The organism is Pseudomonas sp. St386 (assembly GCF_018325865.1).
In the GTDB taxonomy this organism is placed as follows: domain Bacteria; phylum Pseudomonadota; class Gammaproteobacteria; order Pseudomonadales; family Pseudomonadaceae; genus Aquipseudomonas; species Aquipseudomonas brassicacearum.
In genome coordinates, this window is record NZ_AP021900.1 from 6,338,567 (window position 1) to 6,361,325 (window position 22,759).

The following is a 22,759-nucleotide window of genomic DNA, read 5'->3' on the forward strand; positions in this document are numbered from 1 at the left end:
GCCGTACATGTGGGAGCAAGGCTTGCCCGCGATGAAGCCAACAGACACCCGAACACAAACAAGAGGTCCCATGCCCAACCGTGCACCGCTCGACGCCGTCACCGCCCGCTGGCTTCCGTGGGTGGTGGCGATTGCCTTCTTCATGCAGTCCCTGGACGGGACCATCCTCAACACGGCCCTGCCCGCCATGGCCGGTGATCTGGCGGAAAACCCGCTGCGCATGCAGGGCGTGATCATTGCCTACATGCTCACCGTGGCGTTGCTGATCCCGGCCTCGGGCTGGATCGCCGACCGCTTCGGCACCAAGAAGATTTTCTTCGGGGCAATCCTGCTGTTCAGCTTCGGCTCGTTGCTGTGCGCCTTGTCCAGTTCGTTGAGCATGCTGATCGGCGCCCGGGTCATCCAGGGCCTCGGTGGAGCGCTGATGCTGCCGGTGGGCAGGCTGGTGGTGCTGCGGGCGTATCCGCGCTCGGAACTGGTGCGGATCATGGGCTTCATCACCATCCCAGGCCTGCTCGGCCCACTGATCGGGCCGACCATGGGCGGCTGGATGGTCGAGTACCTGACCTGGCACTGGATCTTCATCATCAACCTGCCGGTGGGCGTGCTCGGCTGTTATGCCGTGTGGAAGTTCATCCCCGACCTGCGGGGCAGCGAGCGCACGCGGTTCGATGGGTTGGGGTTCCTGCTGTTCGGCGCGGCGATGGTGCTGATCACCATCGCCATGGAAGGTCTGGGTGAACTGCACCTGCCGCACCTGCGCGTGATGTTGCTGCTGTTCGGCGGCATGGCCTGCCTGGCGGCCTATTGGCTGCGGGCCGGGCACGTCGAGAACGCGCTGTTCCCGCCGTCACTGTTCAAGACCCGGACCTTCGCCGTGGGCATTCTTGGCAACCTGTTCGCGCGCCTGGGCAGCGGTGCGCTGCCATTCCTGGTGCCGTTGCTGCTGCAAGTCGCCCTGGGCTATTCACCGTCCCAGGCCGGGATGAGCATGCTGCCCCTGGCGGCGGCGGCCATGGTCGCCAAGTCCGTGGCTCGGCCGCTGATCGAACGCCTGGGCTATCGCATCGTCCTGACCGGCAACACCCTGGCCCTGGGCCTGATGCTGGCGAGCATGGGCCTGGTCAGTGAACAGACGCCGTACTGGCTGCTGCTGGCGCAACTGGCGGTGCTGGGGGCGATCAACTCGCTGCAATTCACCGCGATGAACACCGTGACCCTGATCGACCTGGACGACGCCAGCGCCAGCAGCGGCAACAGCCTGCTGTCGGTGGTGGCGCAACTGTCCCTGAGCCTCGGCGTGGCCTGCGCCGGCGCCCTGCTCGGCGGCTTTACCGCCCAGGTGGGTAACGATGGGGTGGAGACCGTACTGGGGGCGTTCCAACTGACGTTCGTCACGGTGGGGATCATGGCGATGCTGGCGGCGACGATTTTTTCCCAGTTGTCACGCGAAGACGGGCGACGGGTGAAACGCCCGGATGAGCATATCGAACACTAAGTCGCTTCGTGGCTTGGAGATTTTGTGGGAGCAAGGCTTGCCCGCGATACAGGCGACTCGGTTTTCCTGGGGGAAATGCGTCGCCTGCATCGCGAGCAAGCTTTGCTCCCACAGTTTCACAGCTCCACAGCTCCCACAGTTTCTGGAATTGCCAGCCCCCCAGGGCAGGCCCTGCCCTCACAGCTCGTCCAGAACTTTCGAAGAAAGTGGCACGAGGCTGCTACACTGCGCGACATTTTGTTTTGCAGGCCAGTCCCGTGACCACCATTGCCACCGCTTTTAATACTTTGCCGCTGTCCGCCGCCATGCTGGCTAACCTCGAATCACTCGGTTATGCCCAGATGACGCCGATCCAGGCGCAAAGCTTGCCGGTGATCCTCAAGGGCATGGACCTGATCGCCCAGGCCAAGACCGGCAGTGGCAAGACCGCCGCCTTTGGCATCGGCCTGCTGAACCCGATCAACCCGCGTTTCTTCGGCTGCCAGGCCCTGGTGATGTGCCCGACCCGCGAGCTGGCCGACCAGGTCGCCAAGGAAATCCGTCGCCTGGCCCGCGCCGAAGACAACATCAAGGTCCTGACCCTGTGCGGCGGTGTGTCCTTCGGCCCGCAGATCGCCTCCCTGGAACACGGCGCCCACATCATCGTCGGCACGCCAGGACGCATCCAGCAGCACCTGCGCAAGGGTTCGCTGGTCCTGGACGGCCTCAACACGCTGATCCTCGACGAAGCCGACCGCATGCTCGACATGGGTTTCTACGACGCCATCGAAGACATCATCCAGCAGACCCCGGAACGCCGCCAGACGCTGCTGTTCTCCGCCACCTACCCGGTGGGCATCAAGCAACTGTCGTCCAAGTTCATGCGTAACCCGCAGCAAGTGAAGGCCGAGGCGTTCCACTCCGACGCGCAGATCGAGCAGCGCTTCTACGAGATCTCTCCCGAGGAACGCATGGACGCAGTGGTCAAGGTCCTGGCGCATTTCCGCCCGGCCTCCTGCGTGGCGTTCTGCTTCACCAAGCAGCAGGTCCAGGAAACCGTCGATCACCTGACGTCCAAGGGCATCTCGGCCGTCGGCCTGCACGGTGACCTGGAACAGCGCGACCGCGACCAGGTTCTGGCGATGTTCGCCAACCGCAGCACCTCGGTGCTGGTGGCCACCGACGTGGCGGCCCGCGGCCTGGACATCGATGCCCTGGACATGGTGATCAACGTCGAACTGGCCCGGGACTCTGAAATCCACATCCACCGCGTCGGCCGCACTGGCCGCGCCGGGGAGAAAGGCATCGCCATCAGCCTGGTGGCGCCATCCGAAGCCCACCGCGCCCAGGCCATCGAGCAACTGCAGAAGTCGCCGCTGAGCTGGGACCAACTGGACAACCTCAAGTCTCAAGGTGGTGGCCCGCTGTTGCCGGCCATGAGCACCCTGTGCATCGGTGCCGGGCGCAAGGACAAAGTCCGCCCCGGCGACATCCTCGGCGCCCTGACTGGCGAGGCCGGCATCCCCGGCACCCAGGTCGGCAAAATCGCGATCTTCGATTTCCAGGCCTACGTGGCAGTGGAACGCGGCATCGCCAAACAGGCCCTGCAACGCCTGAACGATGGCAAGATCAAGGGCCGCTCGTTGCGGGTGCGGATCCTGTAACCGATCGCCTGAAGAACAGAGATCAAACTGTGGGAGCGAGCTGTGTGGGAGCAAGGCTTGCCCGCGATGAAAACGCCGCGGCCTCTTGAGGACCGCAGCGCCTGGATCGCGAGCAAGCTTTGCTCCCACAAAGCTCGCTCCCACATTCAGTTATGTGGGAAAGCTGAGAGGACACCGTTTTGCGCTCTACCGAAGTCGTGATCATTGGCGCTGGCGCCGCGGGGTTGATGTGCGCGCTGACCGCGGCCGCGCGCGGACGGCAGGTGATGTTGCTGGACCACGCCAACAAGGCCGGCAAGAAAATCCTCATGTCGGGCGGTGGGCGCTGCAATTTCACCAACATGTACACCGAGCCAGGCAATTTCCTCTCGCAGAACCCGCACTTCTGCAAGTCGGCCCTGGCCCGCTACACCCAGTGGGATTTCATTGCCCTGGTGGCCAAGCACGGCGTGCCCTATCACGAGAAAAAGCTCGGCCAGTTGTTCTGCGATAACAAGTCCAGCGACATCCTCGGCCTGCTGTTGGATGAGTGCGACCAGGCCGGCGTCAGCCTGCACCTGGATACCTCGATCACGCAGATCGAAAGAACCGACAGCGGCTACCTGCTGCAAACCACCCTCGGCGCCCTCGCCTGCCAGTCCCTGGTGATCGCCACGGGCGGGCTGTCGATCCCGACCCTGGGGGCGACCGGTTTCGGCTATCAGGTGGCAAAACAGTTTGGCCATGAACTGCTGCCAACCCGCGCCGGCCTGGTGCCGTTCACCATCACCGATCAGCTCAAGACCCTCTGTACTGAACTCTCGGGCACGTCGGTGGATTGCCTGGTGAGCTGCAACGACCAGAGCTTTCGCGAGAACATCCTGTTCACCCACCGCGGCCTGAGCGGTCCGGCGATCCTGCAGATTTCCTCGTTCTGGGAATCGGGGGACACGGTGCAGATCAACCTGTTGCCCGACCACGACGTGCCGCAATGGCTGCAACAGCAGCAGGCCGAACGCCCCAACAGCGAACTCAAGACGTTGCTGGGCGAGTTGTTCACCAGGAAAATGGCCAACCTGTTGGCGGACACCTGGTTCGTGTCCAAACCCATGAAGCAATACACCCATGCGGAGCTGGCAGACATCGCCGAAAAACTGGCGAGCTGGAACGTCGTCCCCGCCGGCACCGAAGGCTACCGCACCGCTGAAGTCACCCTGGGCGGCGTCGACACTCGGGAAGTCTCGTCCAAGACCATGGAATCGCTGAAAAGCCCCGGGCTGTATTTCATCGGCGAAGTGCTGGACGTCACCGGGCACCTGGGCGGGTTCAACTTCCAGTGGGCGTGGGCGTCGGGGTATGCGGCGGCGCAATACGTCTGACCCGACACGACTCGAATGCGGGCAATAACCCTGTGGGAGCGAGCAAGCTCGCTCCCACAGGGGTTCGGGGTATACCCCGGAACACTTTTTGCTGTCAGATGTGATCGCCGCCATTGCGTCGGCGTCATTACTGCCTCAATTTAGCGTCATTGCCCGTCAGGCCCGTGCACTTCATGTCAGCGAATTCGTTTAGCCAGTCTTTGCGTCGCCTTTGGGCGTTGGATAAGTTCAGTTATAGCGTGCGGGTCTTCATCGCCCTGACCGGCAGCATGGGGCTGTGCTGGTACCTGGACGAAATGGTGCTGCTGATTCCCTTGTTCCTGGGCATCATCGCCAGCGCCCTGGCCGAGACGGACGACAGTTGGCAGGGCCGCCTCAACGCGCTGGCCGTGACCCTGGTGTGCTTCACCGTCGCGGCGTTGTCGGTGGAGTTGCTGTTCCCCTACCCCATCCTGTTCATCATCGCCCTGGCACTGGCGGCCTTTGGCCTGACCATGCTTGGCGCCCTGGGTGAGCGCTATGGCGCCATCGCCTCGGGCACGCTGATTCTTTCGGTCTACACCATGATCGGCGTGGACCAGCGCGGCGGCGCAGTCAACGATTTCTGGCATGAACCCCTGCTGCTGGTCGCCGGTGCCGCGTGGTACGGCTTGCTGTCGGTGTTGTGGCAGGCGTTGTTTTCCAACCAACCGGTGCAACAAAGCCTGGCGCGGCTGTTTCGCGAACTGGGGCGCTACCTGAAACTCAAATCGTCGCTCCTGGAGCCGATCCGCCAACTGGACGTCGAAGCCCGCCGCCTGGAACTGGCCCAGCAAAACGGCCGGGTGGTCGCTGCGCTCAACAGTGCCAAGGAAATCATCCTGCACCGCGTGGGCAATGGCCGCCCCGGCTCGAAAGTCAGCCGGTACCTGAAACTGTACTTCCTGGCCCAGGACATCCACGAACGCGCCAGCTCTTCTCACTATCCCTACAATGCCCTGGCCGAGGCCTTCTTCCACAGCGACGTGCTGTTCCGCTGCCAGCGCCTGCTGCGTCAACAAGGCAAGGCCTGCCAGGCACTGGCCGAGTCGATCCAACTGCGCCAGCCGTTCGTCTACGACGCCACCTTTGCCGAGGCCCTCAACGACCTGCACGCGTCCCTGGAACACCTGCGTATCCAGAGCAACCCGGCCTGGCGCGGCCTGCTGCGTTCGTTGCGGGCACTGTCGGTGAACCTTGCCACCATGGACCGCCTGCTCAGCGATGCCAGCAACCCCGACGCCCTGGCCGACGCCACCGACAGCAGCCTGCTCGACCGCTCGCCGCGCAACCTCAAGGATGTCTGGCTGCGCTTGCGCACGCAGCTGACGCCCACTTCGTTGCTGTTCCGGCATGCCCTGCGCTTGCCCCTGGCACTGAGCGTGGGCTACGCCATGGTGCATCTGATCCACCCGTCCCAGGGTTATTGGATCATCCTCACCACGCTGTTCGTCTGCCAACCCAACTACGGCGCCACCCGGCGCAAGCTCGGCCAGCGGATCATCGGCACCGCCATCGGCCTGACAGTGGCCTGGGCGCTGTTCGATCTGTTTCCCAACCCGCTGGTGCAATCGAGCTTCGCCATTGCCGCCGGGGTGGTGTTCTTTACCAACCGCACGACCCGCTACACCCTGGCGACGGCGGCGATCACCATCATGGTGCTGTTCTGCTTCAACCAGGTGGGCGACGGCTACGGGCTGCTGTTGCCGCGGCTGTTCGATACCTTGCTCGGCAGCCTGATTGCCGGGCTTGCGGTCTTCCTGTTCCTGCCCGACTGGCAGGGCCGACGGCTGAACAAGGTGCTGGCCAACACGCTGACCTGCAACAGCATCTACCTGCGGCAGATCATGCAGCAGTACGCCGCCGGCAAAAGCGACGACCTGGCCTATCGCCTGGCCCGACGCAACGCCCACAACGCCGATGCCGCGTTGTCCACCACGCTGGCCAACATGCTGATGGAGCCGGGGCATTTCCGTAAGGAAGCCGATGTTGGGTTCCGCTTCCTGGTGTTGTCCCACACCCTGCTCAGCTACCTGTCGGGCCTGGGCGCCCACCGGGGCACCGAACTGCCGGCGCAGGTACGCGAGCAACTGATCGATGGCGCGGGGGTGAAGCTGGCGACGAGCATCGACGAAATCGCCCAGGGCCTGGCGAGTAAAACGCCGATTGTGGTCCAAAGCGACGAGGAGGAGGCCCTGGCCAATGAGCTTGAGCAGATGCCCGATGAGATCGACGAAGGCCAGCGGTTGGTGCAGACACAGTTGGGGTTGATCTGCCGTCAGCTCGGTCCGTTGCGAACCTTGGCGGCGCATTTGGTCAAGGACACCAGCGAGGCTTGAGGGCTGTGGTGTTTACACTGTCGCCATCGCGAGCAAGCTCGCGATGAGGCCAGCCCGGGCACCCTACATCCCGTGAGCTTTCAATAACCGCGCGTAACTCCCATCCGCCTTCATCGCCGCGATCTCCCGGTCAAACCCCGCCACGATCTGCTCATGCTCCGGGTTCTTCAAGCTGACCAGGATGTGCAGGCTGTTTTCACTCAATGCCTTGGGCAAAAATTCCACGGCGTTACGCACCTTGGCGGATTCGCGGGCCAGGTAATAGCGGGCGACGTACTCGTCTTCCAGGGTCAACTTCACGCGATCGGCAGCCAGCATGCGCACCGCCATCGCGAAGTTATGCACCGGGACTTTTTGCATTTGCGGGTCTTCGTCGAAGTCCTTGGAATAGGCGTAGCCGCGAACCACGGCGATGGGATAGGCACGCAGCTGTTGCAGGCTGTCAAACTGGATCGCTTCGTCCTTGCGCTTGATGAAGCGCACACGGTTGAGCAGATACTCGGCCGAGAACTGGCCGATGTGAGTGCGCTCCTCGCTGTACCAGGCGTTGACCAGCACGTCATAGCGGCCCTCGCCGATGCCCAGCATCGCCCGGGCCCAGGGCACCTGTTCGAAGTCCGAGGCATAGCCGGCCCGTGCCAGGGCCGTGCTGACGATATCGGTCGCCAGGCCACCATTGATCAACGTGGAGTCGGTAAAGGGTGGCCAGCCATCGGCGACCAGACGCAGCTTTTGCGCGCAGGCCTCGTAGCTCAGTAACAACAACCCGATCAATGCAAGAGCTCGATGCAATCGCGGCATGCCAAACGTCCTTGACGGGTTCAAAGCCCGGTTTGTTTTTAGCCGAAACTCAACAGGCATCCTCAGACACCCGGTCCTAACATTAGCTCATTGGAACCGCTGCGCAGCGCTGTCACAAAGATTACACAAAGACGACAACGCCGCGACAGAGGAATGATGGCATTTTGGTATTTATCACAGATTTTCCGGTCGACCGAGAAAGAGACTTCCGGGCCAAGCACGCTTAATATCGGCATCAGGTTCTTCAGGAAATTCAAAAAAATGGATATCGAGTGGGTCTGTAAACATCACAGTGACCTGAGCAAGGAACAGCTGTATGCCATCCTCAAATTGCGTGCCGAAGTGTTCGTTGTCGAGCAGAACTGCGCCTACCCGGATGTTGACGGCCTGGACCTTGAAGGCGACACGTGCCATTTGATGGCCTGGCAGGACAACCACCTGATGGCCTACCTGCGCCTGCTCGACCCGCACTCGCAAAACAGTGACGTGGTGATCGGGCGCGTGATCATCGCGCCGCAAGCGCGCGGCCAGGGGCTGGGCCACACGTTGATGGAACAGGCGCTCAAGCAGGCCGAGAAATATTGGCCCGGTACGTCTATCTCATTGTCGGCCCAGGCGCATTTGCAGGGGTATTACGGGCGGTACGGGTTTGAAGTGGTGGGTGTGGAGTATATGGAGGATGGGATTCCGCACATCGGCATGCATCGGCCCTGAGGGCGCCATCGCGAGCAAGCTCGCTCCCACAGGGATCTTCAGTGAACAACGATCAAATGTAGGAGCGAGCTTGCTCGCGACAGCGTCAGCCCAGGCAAAGCCAATATTCAGGGATACTCAAGCACCGCCTTGATCCGCGGCAAATTCCCCTCGATCCACCCCCGATCGATCGCCCCCCAATCGCGAATCCGATACCGCCCGGCATGGTTGCGAGCGCCGTCCTCTTGCTCGAACTCACAAACGATATCCAGGTCAGCCAGCGCGGCGATGGTGTCCTGGGCAGTGCGCCGCGGCATGCCGGTGGCCTCGGTGAGGGCCGGGACGTTGCTGGCGACACCGCTGTCGATCAGGTAAGCCACGTACAAGCGACGGTAGAAGCTGGTCTTGGTCTTGCTGACATCCATTCGGTCATTCCTTGTGGGGTTGCAGGTCCCGCCAGGTCAGGTACACCCGCAGGTCGAATTCCAACTGGTGATACCCCGGCAGCATGTGCTCGCAGAGTTGGTAGAACGCCTTGTTGTGGTCCGACTCCTTGAAGTGCGCCAACTCGTGCACCACGATCATCTTCAGGAACTCGGGCGCCGCGTCCTTGAACAACGCAGCGATGCGGATTTCCTTCTTGGCCTTGAGCTTGCCGCCCTGCACCCGCGACACCGCGGTATGCAGGCCGAGGGCGCGGTGGGTCAGGTCCAGGCGACTGTCGAACAGCACCTTGTCGATGGCTGGCGCGTTACGCAGGTACTGCTGCTTGAGGTCCAGCGCATAACCGTACAGAGCCTTGTCGCTCTGGATCGGATGTCGGCCCGGATAGCGCTGTTGCAGGTAATCGCCCAGTCGGTCCTGGGCGATCAATTGCTGCACTTGGGCTTGCAGGGCGGCGGGGTAGGCCTGGAGGTATTTGAGCGCGGTCATCAAGGGGCAACACAATCACAAGAGGCCGCCAGTGTAGCGAATTCAAGCCTGCACCGCGCTCCAGTCGAACGGCGTGGCGAAGGCATCGGTGTCTTCGGCCATCAAGGGCCGCGCCACGAGGAACCCCTGCACGTACTCACAGCCATGGGCCTGCAGCCACTCATATTGCTCGCGGGTTTCCACCCCTTCGGCGATCACCCGCAAGCCCAATTGTCCACACAGGTCGATCACCGAGGCGGCCAACGCGGCATCCCGGGGCGATCCCGGTACGCGGGCGATCAAGTGCCGGTCGAGCTTGAGGGTATCGAGCTCAAGGTCACGCAGATGCGTCAGCGAACAGGGCCCCGAACCAAAGTCATCCAATGCAACCCGCACTCCGAGGTGACGCAGCAGTCGCAGTTGCTTGTGGGTTTCATCGGGATTGCGCATCAGCGCATCCTCGGTCACCTCCACCTCCAGTTGCCGGGGCTTCAAGGCATGGCGCTCCAAGACCTGGCGCAACTCGGTCACCAGGTTGGGCATGCCGAACTGGGTGCTACTCAGGCTCACCCCCAACACCAGGTCGTCAGCGAACAAGCGTTCCCAGACTTTGCGCTGGGCGGCGCTGCGATGATAAATCCAGCTGCCCAGCCGGCTGATCAACCGCGCCTCTTCCAGCAAGGGCAGGAACAGGCCCGGCGGAACATCACCGACGCTGGGGTGCTGCCAGCGCAACAGCGCCTCGAACCCGCGGATCCGCCCATCGATGATGCTTACCTGCGGCTGGTAGACCATATTGAAATCGCGGTTCTCGATGGCCGAGCGCACGCTCTCTTCCAGCATCAGCCGTGAACGGGCTCGACCGTTCATTTCATGATCGTAAAAACGGTATTGCTGGCGGCCGGCACGCTTGGCTTCGTACATGGCGATGTCGGACGCCCGCAGCAACCCATCGAGATTGGCGCCGCAATCCGGGTACGTCGCGATGCCGATGCTGGCCCCCAGTGCGACATCCATGCCTTCGATCTGCTGGCAGATTGCGACTCGCTCGATGAGTTTCTCGGCGATCTTGGCCGCTTGCTCGGGGAACTCCAGGTCCAGCAGCGCGGTGAACTCGTCCCCGCCCAGCCGCGCCAGGATATCGAACGGACGCAGGCACGCCTTCAACTGTTCCGACACCCAGCGCAATACCCGGTCCCCGGCATCGTGCCCCAGCGAGTCATTGACCCGCTTGAAGCCATCGAGGTCCAGGTACAGCAACACCCAGTTGCTTTCCAGGCGCTCGCTGCGCATCAACAGGTTTTCGGCGGTCTGGTAGAACCCCCGGCGGTTGAGCAAACCGGTCAGCGGGTCCGTGACAGCCTGGTATTCGAGTTGCTGATGCAAGTGGCGAACCACGGACATGTCCTGGAGTGTCACCACCATCGCCTTCTGCTCCGACGGCAACGGCGCACAGGACAAGGCCACCGACACCTGCTGGCCGGGCGCCGTGCGCAGGACCGCGTCATGCAATCGCCAGGTTTCACCCCGACGATAGACGTTGTGGATATCGGAATCGAGCCACTCGGGGATATGCGGTTTCTGCAGGAAATCCAGGAACGGCATGCCCTGCAATTGCTCGGCGGTGGCATTGAGCAAGCGGCAGGTAGAGGGGTTGGCGAAGCGGATACAGCCATTCTCGTCCACCACCAGGATGCCTTCGGCGGCGTTGTCCAGCACCGAGGCATTGAAGGCCCTGGCCGCTTCGAGATCCTGGCTCAGGCGCTGCAAGGCCCGGCGATTGCGCTGGTGCTCGAGCAGCGCCTGGACCTTGGGCTTGAGGATTTGCGGATCGAAGGGTTTGAACAGGTAATCCACGGCGCCACTGGCGTAGCCCTTGATGACCGCGTCCTGGGATTGCTCGTTGGCCGTCAGGAAAATGATCGGCGTGAGCCGCGTGCGCTGGCTACCGCGCATCAGGCGCGCCACTTCGAAACCGTCCATGTCCGGCATCTGCACATCCAGCAGAACCAGGTCGATGTCGTGTTCAAGCAGCAGGTTAAGCGCCTCGACCCCCGAGGACGCGGTCATGACTTGCCAATCCTGACGCTGCAACAAGGCTCGCATGCTGAGCAGGTTTTCAGGGTAATCATCAACAATCAAAAGGACAGAGCTGTCTTCGCCGAGCGGTGGTTGCGCGCATTCCATGCTGCTTCTCTTATCGGGCGCCACGTCCGTTTTTACGTAGCAAAGCGGACAAATACTGTCCCCTCACTCTAGACCGGGATTGTGAAAAGCAGTAGGTGTCAACGCGCCATCATCCAGGCAAAGCCCGAAATAGCCGACTAACGGTCACCCTCCTCGGGCACAAAAGCTGCACAGACAACTTCGACGGACAATTGACGTCAGCCATCCGCCGAAGGGTTGCCAGCCAGTTTCTTCCGTCGCTCACCCGTACGCCCCGAAAAGACCGGCCTAGAGCCTTGCTTTGTGGTGTGCAGCTTTTTCATCGAGTGACATAGGATCCCCGCCATGATCGATCTCTCAACCTGGAACCTGAGCATCCCCGAAGGCAGCCCTCCGGCCACCATCGAAACCTCTCAACTCGTGCAAGGGTTCCAGGACCAGTATTTCCACTCCGATTCCGGCACGGTTTTTTTCTGGGCACCGGTGACCGGCGCCACGACCACTAATGCTATTTATCCGCGCAGTGAACTTCGTGAAACCTATAGCAACGGCACCTTGCGCAATTGGCTGTACCCAGCGGCGGACAACAAGCTGGCTGCCACCCTGGCCGTCAGCCAGGTGCCCAGCACCGGCAAGGTCGTGATTGGTCAGATCCATGCCAAGGACAGCACCAGCCCCATGGTGAAGCTGGAATACCAATATAAAACCTACAGCTCCACCGGCAACATTGTCGCCAAGGTACGCATGCGCCCGGACGATGAAACAGGCCAGGTCATCACCATCGCCACGGGCATCAAACTGAATCAATCCTTCTCTTACCTGATCCATCTCAGCCCCGCAGGCGTCCTGACCATCAATGGCGCGGGTTACCAGTGGAGCTCCCCCATCAGCTCCACTTGGAGCGACAAGCCGCTGTACTTCAAGGCGGGCGTGTACGTGCAGGACAACACCGGTTATCCCACCGAAGGCGGAACCGTGACGTTCAGCCTGCTGGATATCGATCACATCTAGGCGCTTTGCGTGACGCCAGGGCAGCAACGGAATGCTGCCCGCCCAACGCGACACTATCGATGCGCCATAGTTCAGATCTAGCTCAAAACTGCCGACTAACGGTCACCCATCCAGGCATAGATGCTGCAATTGACATATTCGACGGACAATTGACGTCAAACATCCGCCGGATGGTTACTCAAAAAGACCCCTTCCTGCGTGATCAACACATTCCAAATGCTCGGAGTAGAGCCTCCCGCTTTGGTACTCAGCACTTTTACGCCCGTTACGCAGGATCCGACCATGATCGATCTCAACACTTGGAACTTGAGCATTCCCGAAGGCAGCCCCGCCACCACCATCGAAACGCCTCGGCTGGCCCAAGGGTTCAAGGATGAATATTTCCACTCCGACACCGGCACGCTGTTCTTCTGGGCGCCGGTGACCGGCACCAAGACCGCAAACGCGATCTACCCACGCAGCGAACTGCGCGAAACCTACAGCGACGGCACCCTGCGCAACTGGTTGTACCCGGCGGCGGACAACACCCTGCGTGCCGCCGTCAGCGTCAACCAGGTGCCCAGCTCCGGCAAGATCGTGATCGGTCAGATCCACACCAAAGACAGCACCAGCCCCATGGTGAAACTGGAGTACCAGTACAAAACCTACAGCTCCACCGGCAACATCGTCGCCAAGGTGCGCATCCGCCCCGACGACGAAACCGGTCAAGTCATCACCATCGCCACCGGCGTTAAGCTCAACCAGAGCTTTACCTACATGATCCACCTCAGCCCGAAGGGCGCACTGGGCATCAGTGCGGCAGGCTACAACTGGAGAACCACTGTCGACCCTACCTGGAAGGTCAAACCGCTGTATTTCAAAGCGGGCGTCTACGTTCAGGACAACACCGGCTACACCACCGAAGGCGGCAAAGTGACGTTCAGCCTGCTGGAAATCAAACACGCCACCCTTTGAGCGCTCCCCCGCCCGCATTAGCAGCATGGAACGCTGCTATCGACCCACCTTCGAAGCACCCATTCAGGGTGTTTTTTTGTCCGCGCGTGGCGAAAGAGTCAAATAGCCATCGCACAAGGTTCCGAAAAAAATCGGAATAGTCGACCAACGGTCGTTTGTCTCGGGCACAAAAGCGACAAACGCAACTCTGACGGACTGTTGACGCCAACCCTCCGCCAGACGAACGTGCCAAACATTCGCCTGCACCCCCTTCTGGCCTCAGCAAAAGCGCGTCTTAGAGCCTCCGGCTGTGGCGTAAATCATTTCTTCTTCTCAGAAAGGATCCGAACATGGTCGATCTTGCAACCTGGAACCTGAGCATCCCCGAAGGCAGTCCGCCGAAAACCATCGAAACCCCTCGGCTGGTGGATGGGTTCCAGGACAAATATTTCAACTCCGAAGGCAGCACGGTGTATTTCTGGTCACCGGTGACCGGCACCAAGACTGAAAACGCGATCTACCCGCGCAGCGAATTGCGTGAGACCTACAAAGACGGCACCTTGCGCAACTGGCTGTACCCCGATGCCGACAACCAATTGCGTGCAAAGCTGGTCGTCAGCCAGGTACCCAGTAGCGGCAAGATCGTGATCGGTCAGATTCATGCCAAGGACAGCAGCAAACCCTTGGTGAAGTTGGAATACCAATACAAGGATGCCACCAGCACCGGGGACATCGTCGCCAAGGTGCGCATGCGTCCCGATGACGACGAAGGCCGGGTCATCACCGTCGCCTCCGGCGTGAAACTCAATCAGTCCTTCAGTTACCGGATCCACCTTGATCGTACCGGCGACCTGGGCATTACTGCGGCGGGTCGCAGTTGGTACACCACCATCAGCTCCACCTGGCGGGTCAAGCCGTTGTACTTCAAGGCTGGGGTGTACGTGCAGGACAACACTGGCTACACCAGTGAAGGCGGGAAAGTGACGTTCAGCGTGCTGGATATCGATCACAACACCTGAAATTTCACTTCCGATAATCTCGTAGGAAACCCCCTCTTGTGGCGAGGGGGATTTATCCCCGTTGGGCGTGAAGCAGCCCCCTCTTTCCGTCAGTCCCACCGCATGTGCCGACTTTACGGCGGCTACGCCCCCGAGCGGGAGCAAGCTCCCTCGCCACAGGGGGTTGTGGGCGTCCTACAGGTCGATTTTGGCTTCGAAAATCTCCTCTATAGTTCGGCTTGTCTGCTGGCTTTGGTCAGTGGGCAAGGGTTTCGCAGCCCGACAGAGAACAATGACTTTGCACCGCAAAATGAAAACTCAGGCAAAATTGCCGACATTCATTTTATGGCGGTTGCGCGTGGGAGGCCTTTGGGTCTGCCGGGTTTGGTCATTCTCGGTCTGCGAACCCGCGCGTAGCTGCCACCCACTTTGTTTCGCAGCAAAAAAGGTGGCAATTCTTTTTCTATAGGGAATTTCATCTATGACCACGCATCAATCGATTAACCGCTTCACGCCCTTGACCCCGATCGCCACCACACAACCTGTGCTGTTCATTGACAAGACTGCCCCGCTAACAGAGCTTCACGCCTGCGCCAGCGAACGCCTGCATGCGACCCTCGATTACCTGACGCTCATGGCCTGCGCCACCCTGCGCGATTCGGCCGCCAGCGACTTCAATACCCTCACCAATGTTGCTCGGATCCTGGTTCAGGATGTCACCGACGTGTTCGGCGTCATTGAACAGCGTGGGCTCGAAGACCAATAAAGCCCTCCCGGTGGGAGATGATCCCCTGTGGGAGCGAGCTTGCTCGCGATAGCGCTGGGTCAGTGATAGGGATGTTGGCTGACACAGCGCTATCAGGATCTGTGTGTATATCCGTTTTCTTTGCAACGGCCGCTTATGGTTTCGCCCTTACGGCGAGTCACTTTCGAAAAGCCCGGAAGCCGGCCCAGTCGAAAGTAACCAAAGCGCTTCTGCCCCACCACTTGGTGCCTCGCCCAGGCTCGGCATGCCTGAACGAAGGCATTGCTCCGTGGGCCCGCCGCGAAGGGCCACCCATGGCCCAGCGCGGCTAACCCGGCATCCATGCCGGGTTGCCCACTCCACAATGCCTGCGTTCGGCCAGCGTGGTTAACGGGGCGCCGAGTTCAAGATCCTTTCCGAGGCGGCCTAGTAGCCGACCTGGCTCTCCCAGTCGTACACCCATCAGATCTGTTTGAGCAGGACCTGTGGGAGCAAAGCTTGCTCGCGAGGCGGCCTGACAGCCGACCTGGTTCTCCCGGTCGTACATCCATCAGATCTGTTTGAGCAGGACCTGTGGGAGCAAAGCTTGCTCGCGAGGCGGCCTCACAGCCGACCTGGCTCTCCCGGTCGTACACCCATCAGATCTGTTTGAGCAGGACCTGTGGGAGCAAAGCTTGCTCGCGATAGCGATCGATCAGCTTGCATCAGCGCTGGATGTGCCACTGTCTTCGCGAGCAAGCTTTGCTCCCACAGATCTGACAGGTGTACAACCGCAAGAGCCAGGTCGGCTGTCAGGCCGCCTCGCGATGGACGTTGATCTCAGGCGCCCCGTCAACCATGTGTCCGGTCCGTACAGCGCTCTTCCAAAAGTGAACCGCTGTAAGGGCGGAACCATAAGCCGCCGTCACCCAAAAAACGGATATACACCCAAATCCCAAACATAAAAAAACCCGCATCACTGCGGGTTTTCTCACAACGCTAAAGCCTCAGTTGACCTTGGCGTTCAACTCACCTTTCAGATACCGCTGATACATAGCCTCCAGAGAGATCGGCTTGATCTTGGAAGCATTACCCGCAGTACCAAACGCCTCATAACGCGCAATACACACATCACGCATCGCAGTCACGGTCGCACCGAAGAACTTACGCGGATCAAACTCGCTCGGATTGGTCGCCATCAAACGACGCATCGCACCAGTAGAAGCCAGGCGCAGATCGGTATCGATGTTGACCTTGCGCACGCCGTACTTGATACCTTCGACGATTTCTTCAACCGGCACGCCGTAGGTCTCTTTGATGTCGCCACCGTACTGGTTGATGATCGCCAGCCACTCTTGTGGAACCGAGGAAGAACCGTGCATCACCAAGTGGGTGTTGGGGATGCGCTTGTGGATTTCCTTGATGCGGTCGATCGCCAGCACGTCGCCGGTTGGCGGCTTGGTGAACTTGTAGGCGCCGTGGCTGGTGCCGATGGCGATGGCCAGGGCGTCGACCTGGGTCTTCTTGACGAAGTCCGCGGCTTCTTCCGGATCGGTCAGCATCTGGCTGTGGTCCAGCACGCCTTCGGCGCCGATACCGTCTTCTTCACCAGCCATGCCGGTTTCCAACGAACCCAGGCAACCCAGTTCGCCTTCCACCGACACGCCGCAGGCGTGGGCCATGGCGACGGTCTGTTGGGTGACGCGTACGTTGTATTCATAGTCGGTCGGGGTCTTGCCGTCTTCGCCGAGGGAACCGTCCATCATCACCGAGCTGAAACCCAGCTGGATGGAGCGCTGGCAGACGTCCGGGCTGGTGCCGTGGTCCTGGTGCATGCACACCGGGATGTGCGGAAACTCTTCGATCGCAGCCAGGATCAGGTGACGCAGGAACGGCGCGCCGGCGTATTTGCGGGCACCGGCCGAAGCCTGGACGATCACCGGAGAGTCAGTCTTGTCAGCGGCTTCCATGATGGCGCGCATCTGCTCAAGGTTGTTGACGTTAAAGGCTGGAACGCCGTAGCCGAACTCGGCTGCGTGGTCCAGCATCTGACGCATGCTGATAAGTGCCATTGTGTCTCTCTCCCGGTCGAGGGTCGTTAATCGTGCCAGCCTGCCGGAGCGGCGGCGGCTATTCAAGTCATTGCGGATCGGGGGTCGGCCCGAGCTGCGTGTTCGGTATCGCTAAACCCAGATACTGACGCAATCCCTGTGGGAGCGAGCTTGCTCGCGATGAGGGTGGCACATGCAACATCACTGTCGCCTGATACACCGCTATCGCGAGCAAGCTCGCTCCCACATTGGTTCTGTTCCAGCCTCTGGATCCGTGTGGATCAATCTTGTCACTCGGCCTTGCAGCCACGCCCAATCAAATCATTGGTGGCGACCCAATACACCAGGCCTTCCTCACCCTTGACGTGAAACGCCAGCATGTCATCGCTGTACAGTGAACCTTCAGCACCCGGCTCAAGCTTGAGGCGATAAACCTTATCGGCGCCGCCCAGGCGAACATCGACTTCCTTGTGGGCGGTGTCGGTGTAGCGCCAGAGCACTTTGGCCTCGCTGTCACAGGTCCAGGTCGTCCAACCTTCAACAGGTTCGGACGTGTGCAAAAAGTCCAACTGCGCACAACCGCCCAGCAATGCCAACGCCACGACGGCGATCAAGCCTTTCATCCGTGTTCCTCGACTGACGGCACACGCCGCCAGCCATGAGTTAAGAGTCAGACCCGTCAAGGACAACCATGTTCCTTGGTCGGGGTTTGCGTCTCGTATTTGTCCAGGCCGTCCGGTCCGGAACGCTTGTTCAGCACCGGGTTGGTCTCGGCCTGCCAGTCGGCCTGATAACAGCCGTCTTCAGGCGCCGACGTGCCGGGTTGCGGGGCCGGAGCCTGCGGGCCGCTTGAGCAGGCCACCAGCATCGTCGCCGCCAACAGCAACGGGATCGTCTTGACCATCAGAACACTCCTTTGCCTGGTCAATGCAGCTTCAGGCCTTGGCCCGGCTTTCCAGGACTTCCACGGCAGGCAACACCTTGCCTTCGACGAACTCGAGGAATGCGCCGCCACCGGTAGAAATGTAGGATATCTGCTCGGCCACGCCATATTTGTCGATCGCGGCCAGGGTGTCGCCACCACCGGCGATGGAGAACGCAGCGCTGTCGGCGATGGCCTGGGCCAGCACCTTGGTGCCGTTGCCGAACTGGTCGAACTCGAACACGCCGACCGGGCCATTCCACAGTATGGTCTTGGAAGATTTCAGCAGTTCGGCGAAGTTGGCTGCGGTTTGCGGGCCGATGTCGAGGATCATGTCGTCCTCGGCTACGTCATCGATCAGCTTGACGGTGGCGGTGGCGCTTTCAGCGAATTCCTTGGCCACGACCACGTCCACCGGCAACGGTACGCTGACCTTGGCGGCGATTTCCCGGGCGGTATCCAGCAGATCCGGTTCGTACAGGGATTTGCCGACCGGGTGACCCGCAGCGGCGAGGAACGTGTTGGCGATGCCGCCACCGACGATCAACTGGTTGCAGACCTGGCTCAGACTGTTGAGCACGTCCAGCTTGGTGGAGACCTTGGAGCCGGCGACGATGGCAGCCATCGGCTGGGCCGGGGAGCCCAGGGCCTTGCCCAGTGCGTCCAGCTCGGCAGCCAGCAACGGGCCTGCGGCAGCGACTTTGGCGAACTTCGCCACGCCATGGGTCGAACCCTCGGCGCGGTGGGCGGTGCCGAAAGCGTCCATCACGAACACGTCGCACAGGGCGGCGTATTGCTGGGCCAGTTCGTCAGCGTTCTTTTTCTCGCCCTTGTTGAAGCGCACGTTTTCGAACAGCACGACATCGCCGGCCTTCACGTCCACGCCGCCCAGGTAGTCAGCGACCAATGGCACTTCGCGGCCCAGGGCACGGCTCAGGTAATCGGCCACAGGCTTGAGGCTGTTTTCCGCCGAGAACTCGCCTTCGGTCGGACGGCCCAGGTGGGAGCAGACCATCACGGCCGCACCTTTTTCCAGGGCCAGCTTGATGGTCGGCAGCGAAGCCAGGATACGCGCGTCGCTGGTGACAACACCGTCCTTGACGGGGACGTTGAGGTCTTCGCGGATCAGTACGCGCTTACCTTGCAGATCGAGGTCGGACATCTTCAACACGGTCATGGGTCGCAATTCCTGGGTAACTGTTTAGAGAGCAGGTTTTTTAGAAGCGGTTTGCAGGTAATGCTCGGCAACGTCCAGCATTCGGTTGGCAAACCCCCATTCGTTGTCGAACCAGGCCAGGATGTTCACAAGCCGCGGCCCGGAAACACGGGTCTGGCTGGCATCGACGATGGCCGAATGTGGGTCATGGTTAAAATCACAACTGGCATGAGGCAACTCGGTGTAGGCCAGAAGGCCTTTGAGCGGACCGCTGGTGGCGGCTTCGCGCAGGATCCGGTTGACCTCGGTGGCGTCGGTATCGCTCACGGTCTGCATCGTAATGTCGAGACAGGACACGTTGACCGTCGGCACCCGCACGGCTTTGGCCTGAATTCGCCCCGCAAGTTCCGGCAACAGCCGTTCGATGCCGCGCGCCAGACCAGTGGACACCGGAATCACCGATTGGAACGCCGAACGGGTGCGGCGCAAGTCCTCATGATGGTAGGCGTCGATCACCGGCTGGTCGTTCATCGCCGAGTGAATGGTGGTGATCGACACATATTCCAGGCCAATGGCTTGGTCCAGCAGGCGCAACAGCGGCACGCCGCAGTTGGTGGTGCAGGACGCGTTGGACACCAGCAGCTCTTCGCCGGTCAGGCAATCCTGGTTCACGCCATAGACGATAGTGGCGTCCACGTCCACTTCACTGGCCATTGGCTGGGAGAACAGCACCCGTGGCGCGCCGGCAGCGAGAAAACGCTGGCCGTCTTCGCGGGTGTGGTAGGCGCCGGAGCATTCGAGCACCAGATCGACGTCCAGGGACGCCCAGTCGATGCCTTCGGGGGTGGCACTGCGCAGGACCTTCACGCAGTCGCCATTGATATGCAGACAATCGCCCTCGACCCGCACTTCGCCGGGGAACCGGCCGTGGGTGGAGTCAAAGCGTGTCAGGTATTCGATGCTGGCCATGTCGGCCAGATCATTGATCGCCACAATTTCGAAACCGGCCTTGGCCCCTCGCTCGAACAACGCACGCAAGACGCAACGACCTATCCGGCCGTAGCCGTTGAGTGCAACTTTGTAGGGACGCGGTTGGGGCATGGGGGGTTCTCTGACCAGAGTGAATCCATGGAGTACAGCGCTGAATGTTCCGCAGTCATCGCGGGCAAGCCTTGCTCCCACAGACTGGCACTTTCCCAGTGGGGGTATGCACATCCTGTGGGAGCAAGGCTTGCCCGCGATAGCGTCAGAACAGGCAATACATGCCTGGACTTAGTCTTCCAGCAGCTCTTCAGCCTGACCCAGGATGTTTTCCAGGGTGAAGCCGAATTCCTCGAACAGCGCCGGCGCAGGTGCCGATTCGCCGTAGGTGGTCATGCCGATCACGCGGCCTTCCAGGCCCACGTACTTGTACCAGTAATCAGCGTGAGCAGCCTCGATGGCGATCCGCGCACTGACCTGCAGCGGCAACACCGCTTGCTTGTAGCCAGCATCCTGGGCGTCGAACACGCTGGTGCAAGGCATGGACACTACGCGTACGTTGCGGCCCTGCTCGGTCAGCTTGTCGTAGGCCTGGACGGCCAGGCCGACTTCGGAACCGGTGGCGATCAGGATCAGTTCAGGCTCGCCGATGCAGTCCTTGAGCACGTAGCCGCCGCGAGTGATGTCACCGATCTGGTCGGCATCGCGGTTCTGGTGCTGCAGGTTCTGGCGGGAGAAGATCAGCGCCGACGGGCCGTCGTTACGCTCGATGGCGTACTTCCACGCCACTGCCGATTCCACGGCATCGCATGGGCGCCAGGTGTCCAGGTTCGGCGTGCAACGCAGGCTCGCCAGTTGCTCGATCGGCTGGTGAGTCGGGCCGTCTTCGCCCAGGCCGATGGAATCGTGGGTGAACACATACAGGATGCGTTTTTTCATCAGCGCCGACATGCGCACGGCATTGCGGGCGTATTCCATGAACATCAGGAAGGTCGCGCCGTAAGGCACCAGGCCGCCGTGCAGCGCCACGCCGTTCATGATCGCGCTCATGCCGAACTCGCGAACGCCGTAGTACATGTAGTTGCCGCTGGCATCTTCAGCGCTGACGCCTTTGCAGCCTTTCCACAGGGTCAGGTTGGAACCGGCCAGGTCGGCCGAACCGCCCAGCAGCTCCGGCAGCAATGGGCCGAAGGCGTTCAGGGTGTTCTGGCTGGCCTTGCGGCTGGCGATGGTTTCGCCCTTGGCGGCGACTTCAGCGATGTACGCCGAGGCTTTTTCGGCGAAGTCGGCCGGCAGCTCGCCGCTGAGGCGACGCACCAGCTCGTTTGCCAGTTCAGGGAATTCGGCGGAATACGCGGCGAAACGCTGGTCCCATTCGGCTTCGAGCGCGCGGCCTTTTTCCTTGGCATCCCACTCGGCATAAATGTCGGCCGGGATTTCGAACGGGCCATGGTTCCACTTCAACGCGGCGCGGGTCAGGGCGATTTCCTCGGCACCCAGCGGCGCGCCGTGGCAGTCTTCCTTGCCTTGCTTGTTCGGCGAGCCAAAACCGATGGTGGTCTTGCAGCAGATCAGGGTCGGCTGGGCGCTTTTGCGGGCGGTCTCGATGGCGGTCTTGATCTCTTCCGGATCGTGGCCGTCGACATTGCGGATCACCAGCCAGTTGTAGGCTTCGAAGCGCTTGGGGGTGTCGTCGGTGAACCAGCCTTCGACTTCGCCATCGATGGAGATGCCGTTGTCGTCATAGAAAGCGATCAGCTTGTCCAGGCCCAGGGTGCCGGCCAGGGAGGCGACTTCATGGGAAATGCCTTCCATCATGCAGCCATCACCCAGGAATACGTAGGTGTGGTGGTCGACGACGTTATGACCTGGGCGGTTGAATTGCGCTGCCAGGACTTTTTCCGCCAGGGCAAAACCCACGGCGTTGGCCAGGCCTTGGCCCAATGGACCGGTGGTGGTTTCCACGCCTGGGGTGTAGCCGTATTCCGGGTGGCCCGGGGTGCGGCTGTGCAGTTGGCGGAAGTTTTTCAGGTCATCGATCGACAGGTCGTAGCCGGTCAGGTGCAGCAGCGAGTAGATCAACATCGAGCCGTGACCGTTGGACAGTACGAAACGGTCACGGTCGGCGAAAGCTGGGTTGCTCGGGCTGTGCTTGAGGTAGTCGCGCCAAAGCACCTCGGCGATATCCGCCATACCCATGGGGGCACCGGGATGGCCGCTGTTGGCTTTCTGCACGGCATCCATGCTGAGGGCACGAATGGCATTGGCACGCTCACGACGGCTGGGCATCGCTGTTCTCCTGCGGGTATTGAATCGAGAATGAATAAAAATGGAACTGAAAAAAGGCGAGCATTTTCCCTCACCCACCCACCCCGGGGCAATGACAGATAGTCATCCTTGGGCGTTTTTCCGGTGGATAAAGTCGCATTCGCCAGGTGAAACCTTTCCGCTGATGGCTTGTAGAGTCAAGCACAGGTTGGGAAGTGCCATTTATCCAGCAATATCAAAACTTTTTGATATTGAACTTGCGATGATCGAAACCCCTCACTAGACTG

The 22,759-nt window shown here is 60.9% G+C and carries 20 protein-coding genes; 10 read left to right on the forward strand and 10 right to left on the reverse strand.

Features of this window, described 5'->3' with window-relative positions; genetic code table 11:
* Window positions 1-70 precede the first annotated feature (70 nt).
* The 4 genes from mdtD to yccS all read left to right on the forward strand — a co-directional run bounded on the left by mdtD (window position 71) and on the right by yccS (window position 6,856).
* On the forward strand, window positions 71-1,498 hold the full coding sequence (gene mdtD, locus KI235_RS28120) for a multidrug transporter subunit MdtD (protein ID WP_003206367.1): 1,428 nt from the start codon (window positions 71-73) through the stop codon (window positions 1,496-1,498).
* A 305-nt stretch (window positions 1,499-1,803) separates the two neighbouring features.
* Window positions 1,804-3,141, forward strand: a complete 1,338-nt coding sequence (gene dbpA / locus KI235_RS28125) for an ATP-dependent RNA helicase DbpA (RefSeq protein WP_230494465.1) — start codon at window positions 1,804-1,806, stop codon at window positions 3,139-3,141.
* Window positions 3,142-3,320: 179 nt separating this feature from the next.
* Window positions 3,321-4,499 carry an NAD(P)/FAD-dependent oxidoreductase gene (locus KI235_RS28130; protein ID WP_027912930.1) on the forward strand — a complete coding sequence of 393 codons (1,179 nt, stop codon included), beginning with the start codon at window positions 3,321-3,323 and terminating at the stop codon, window positions 4,497-4,499.
* Window positions 4,500-4,672: 173 nt separating this feature from the next.
* Window positions 4,673-6,856, forward strand: coding sequence for a YccS family putative transporter (yccS, locus tag KI235_RS28135; RefSeq protein ID WP_003206370.1), 2,184 nt, complete (start codon window positions 4,673-4,675; stop codon window positions 6,854-6,856).
* 63 nt (window positions 6,857-6,919) lie between these two features.
* Here yccS and KI235_RS28140 read toward each other — a convergent pair whose 3' ends face one another.
* On the reverse strand, window positions 6,920-7,657 hold the full coding sequence (locus KI235_RS28140; protein WP_003206372.1) for a transporter substrate-binding domain-containing protein: 738 nt from the start codon (window positions 7,655-7,657) through the stop codon (window positions 6,920-6,922).
* Window positions 7,658-7,918: 261 nt separating this feature from the next.
* On the opposite strand from KI235_RS28140, the gene KI235_RS28145 reads away from it, so the two are divergent.
* Window positions 7,919-8,371: a GNAT family N-acetyltransferase gene (locus KI235_RS28145; RefSeq protein WP_027912929.1), complete on the forward strand. Its 453-nt coding sequence runs from the start codon at window positions 7,919-7,921 to the stop codon at window positions 8,369-8,371.
* Window positions 8,372-8,478: 107 nt separating this feature from the next.
* Here KI235_RS28145 and KI235_RS28150 read toward each other — a convergent pair whose 3' ends face one another.
* Genes KI235_RS28150 through KI235_RS28160 form a run of 3 tightly spaced genes read right to left on the reverse strand, consistent with a single transcriptional unit; the run spans window position 8,479 to window position 11,449 of the window.
* A complete protein-coding gene (locus KI235_RS28150; RefSeq protein WP_003206375.1) occupies window positions 8,479-8,775 on the reverse strand; it encodes a winged helix-turn-helix domain-containing protein in 297 nt (98 codons plus the stop codon).
* A 4-nt stretch (window positions 8,776-8,779) separates the two neighbouring features.
* Window positions 8,780-9,283 (reverse strand): M48 family metallopeptidase, encoded by a 504-nt coding sequence (locus tag KI235_RS28155; RefSeq protein WP_003206376.1) that lies wholly within the window; start codon window positions 9,281-9,283, stop codon window positions 8,780-8,782.
* Window positions 9,284-9,325: 42 nt separating this feature from the next.
* Window positions 9,326-11,449 (reverse strand): EAL domain-containing protein, encoded by a 2,124-nt coding sequence (locus tag KI235_RS28160; RefSeq protein WP_039013134.1) that lies wholly within the window; start codon window positions 11,447-11,449, stop codon window positions 9,326-9,328.
* Between the two features lie 324 nt (window positions 11,450-11,773).
* Between KI235_RS28160 and KI235_RS28165 the strand changes: the two genes are divergently transcribed.
* The 4 genes from KI235_RS28165 (at window position 11,774) to KI235_RS28180 (ending at window position 15,136) form a co-directional block, all read left to right on the forward strand.
* Entirely contained in the window at window positions 11,774-12,439 is a 666-nt protein-coding gene (locus KI235_RS28165; RefSeq protein ID WP_003206381.1) for a polysaccharide lyase family 7 protein, read from the forward strand.
* A 282-nt stretch (window positions 12,440-12,721) separates the two neighbouring features.
* A complete protein-coding gene (locus KI235_RS28170; RefSeq protein WP_013694433.1) occupies window positions 12,722-13,393 on the forward strand; it encodes a polysaccharide lyase family 7 protein in 672 nt (223 codons plus the stop codon).
* A gap of 329 nt (window positions 13,394-13,722) precedes the next feature.
* The gene (locus tag KI235_RS28175; protein ID WP_003206385.1) at window positions 13,723-14,391 is read left to right on the forward strand and encodes a polysaccharide lyase family 7 protein; all 669 of its coding nucleotides are present in this window, start codon (window positions 13,723-13,725) and stop codon (window positions 14,389-14,391) included.
* A gap of 460 nt (window positions 14,392-14,851) precedes the next feature.
* Window positions 14,852-15,136 (forward strand): hypothetical protein, encoded by a 285-nt coding sequence (locus KI235_RS28180; RefSeq protein WP_013694435.1) that lies wholly within the window; start codon window positions 14,852-14,854, stop codon window positions 15,134-15,136.
* Between the two features lie 965 nt (window positions 15,137-16,101).
* Here KI235_RS28180 and fba read toward each other — a convergent pair.
* The 6 genes from fba to tkt form a co-directional block, all read right to left on the reverse strand.
* Window positions 16,102-17,166, reverse strand: a complete 1,065-nt coding sequence (fba, locus tag KI235_RS28185; RefSeq protein ID WP_003177554.1) for a class II fructose-bisphosphate aldolase — start codon at window positions 17,164-17,166, stop codon at window positions 16,102-16,104.
* A gap of 269 nt (window positions 17,167-17,435) precedes the next feature.
* Window positions 17,436-17,768 carry an MliC family protein gene (locus tag KI235_RS28190; RefSeq protein ID WP_003206388.1) on the reverse strand — a complete coding sequence of 111 codons (333 nt, stop codon included), beginning with the start codon at window positions 17,766-17,768 and terminating at the stop codon, window positions 17,436-17,438.
* 56 nt (window positions 17,769-17,824) lie between these two features.
* On the reverse strand, window positions 17,825-18,049 hold the full coding sequence (locus tag KI235_RS28195; protein WP_003206389.1) for a hypothetical protein: 225 nt from the start codon (window positions 18,047-18,049) through the stop codon (window positions 17,825-17,827).
* 31 nt (window positions 18,050-18,080) lie between these two features.
* Window positions 18,081-19,244: a phosphoglycerate kinase gene (locus KI235_RS28200; protein ID WP_003206391.1), complete on the reverse strand. Its 1,164-nt coding sequence runs from the start codon at window positions 19,242-19,244 to the stop codon at window positions 18,081-18,083.
* 24 nt (window positions 19,245-19,268) lie between these two features.
* Window positions 19,269-20,324 (reverse strand): erythrose-4-phosphate dehydrogenase, encoded by a 1,056-nt coding sequence (gene epd / locus KI235_RS28205; protein WP_013694439.1) that lies wholly within the window; start codon window positions 20,322-20,324, stop codon window positions 19,269-19,271.
* Between the two features lie 171 nt (window positions 20,325-20,495).
* Entirely contained in the window at window positions 20,496-22,493 is a 1,998-nt protein-coding gene (gene tkt / locus KI235_RS28210; protein WP_013694441.1) for a transketolase, read from the reverse strand.
* A gap of 40 nt (window positions 22,494-22,533) precedes the next feature.
* Between tkt and KI235_RS28215 the strand changes: the two genes are divergently transcribed.
* On the forward strand, window positions 22,534-22,755 hold the full coding sequence (locus tag KI235_RS28215) for a hypothetical protein (protein ID WP_013694442.1): 222 nt from the start codon (window positions 22,534-22,536) through the stop codon (window positions 22,753-22,755).
* Window positions 22,756-22,759: the final 4 nt, after the last annotated feature.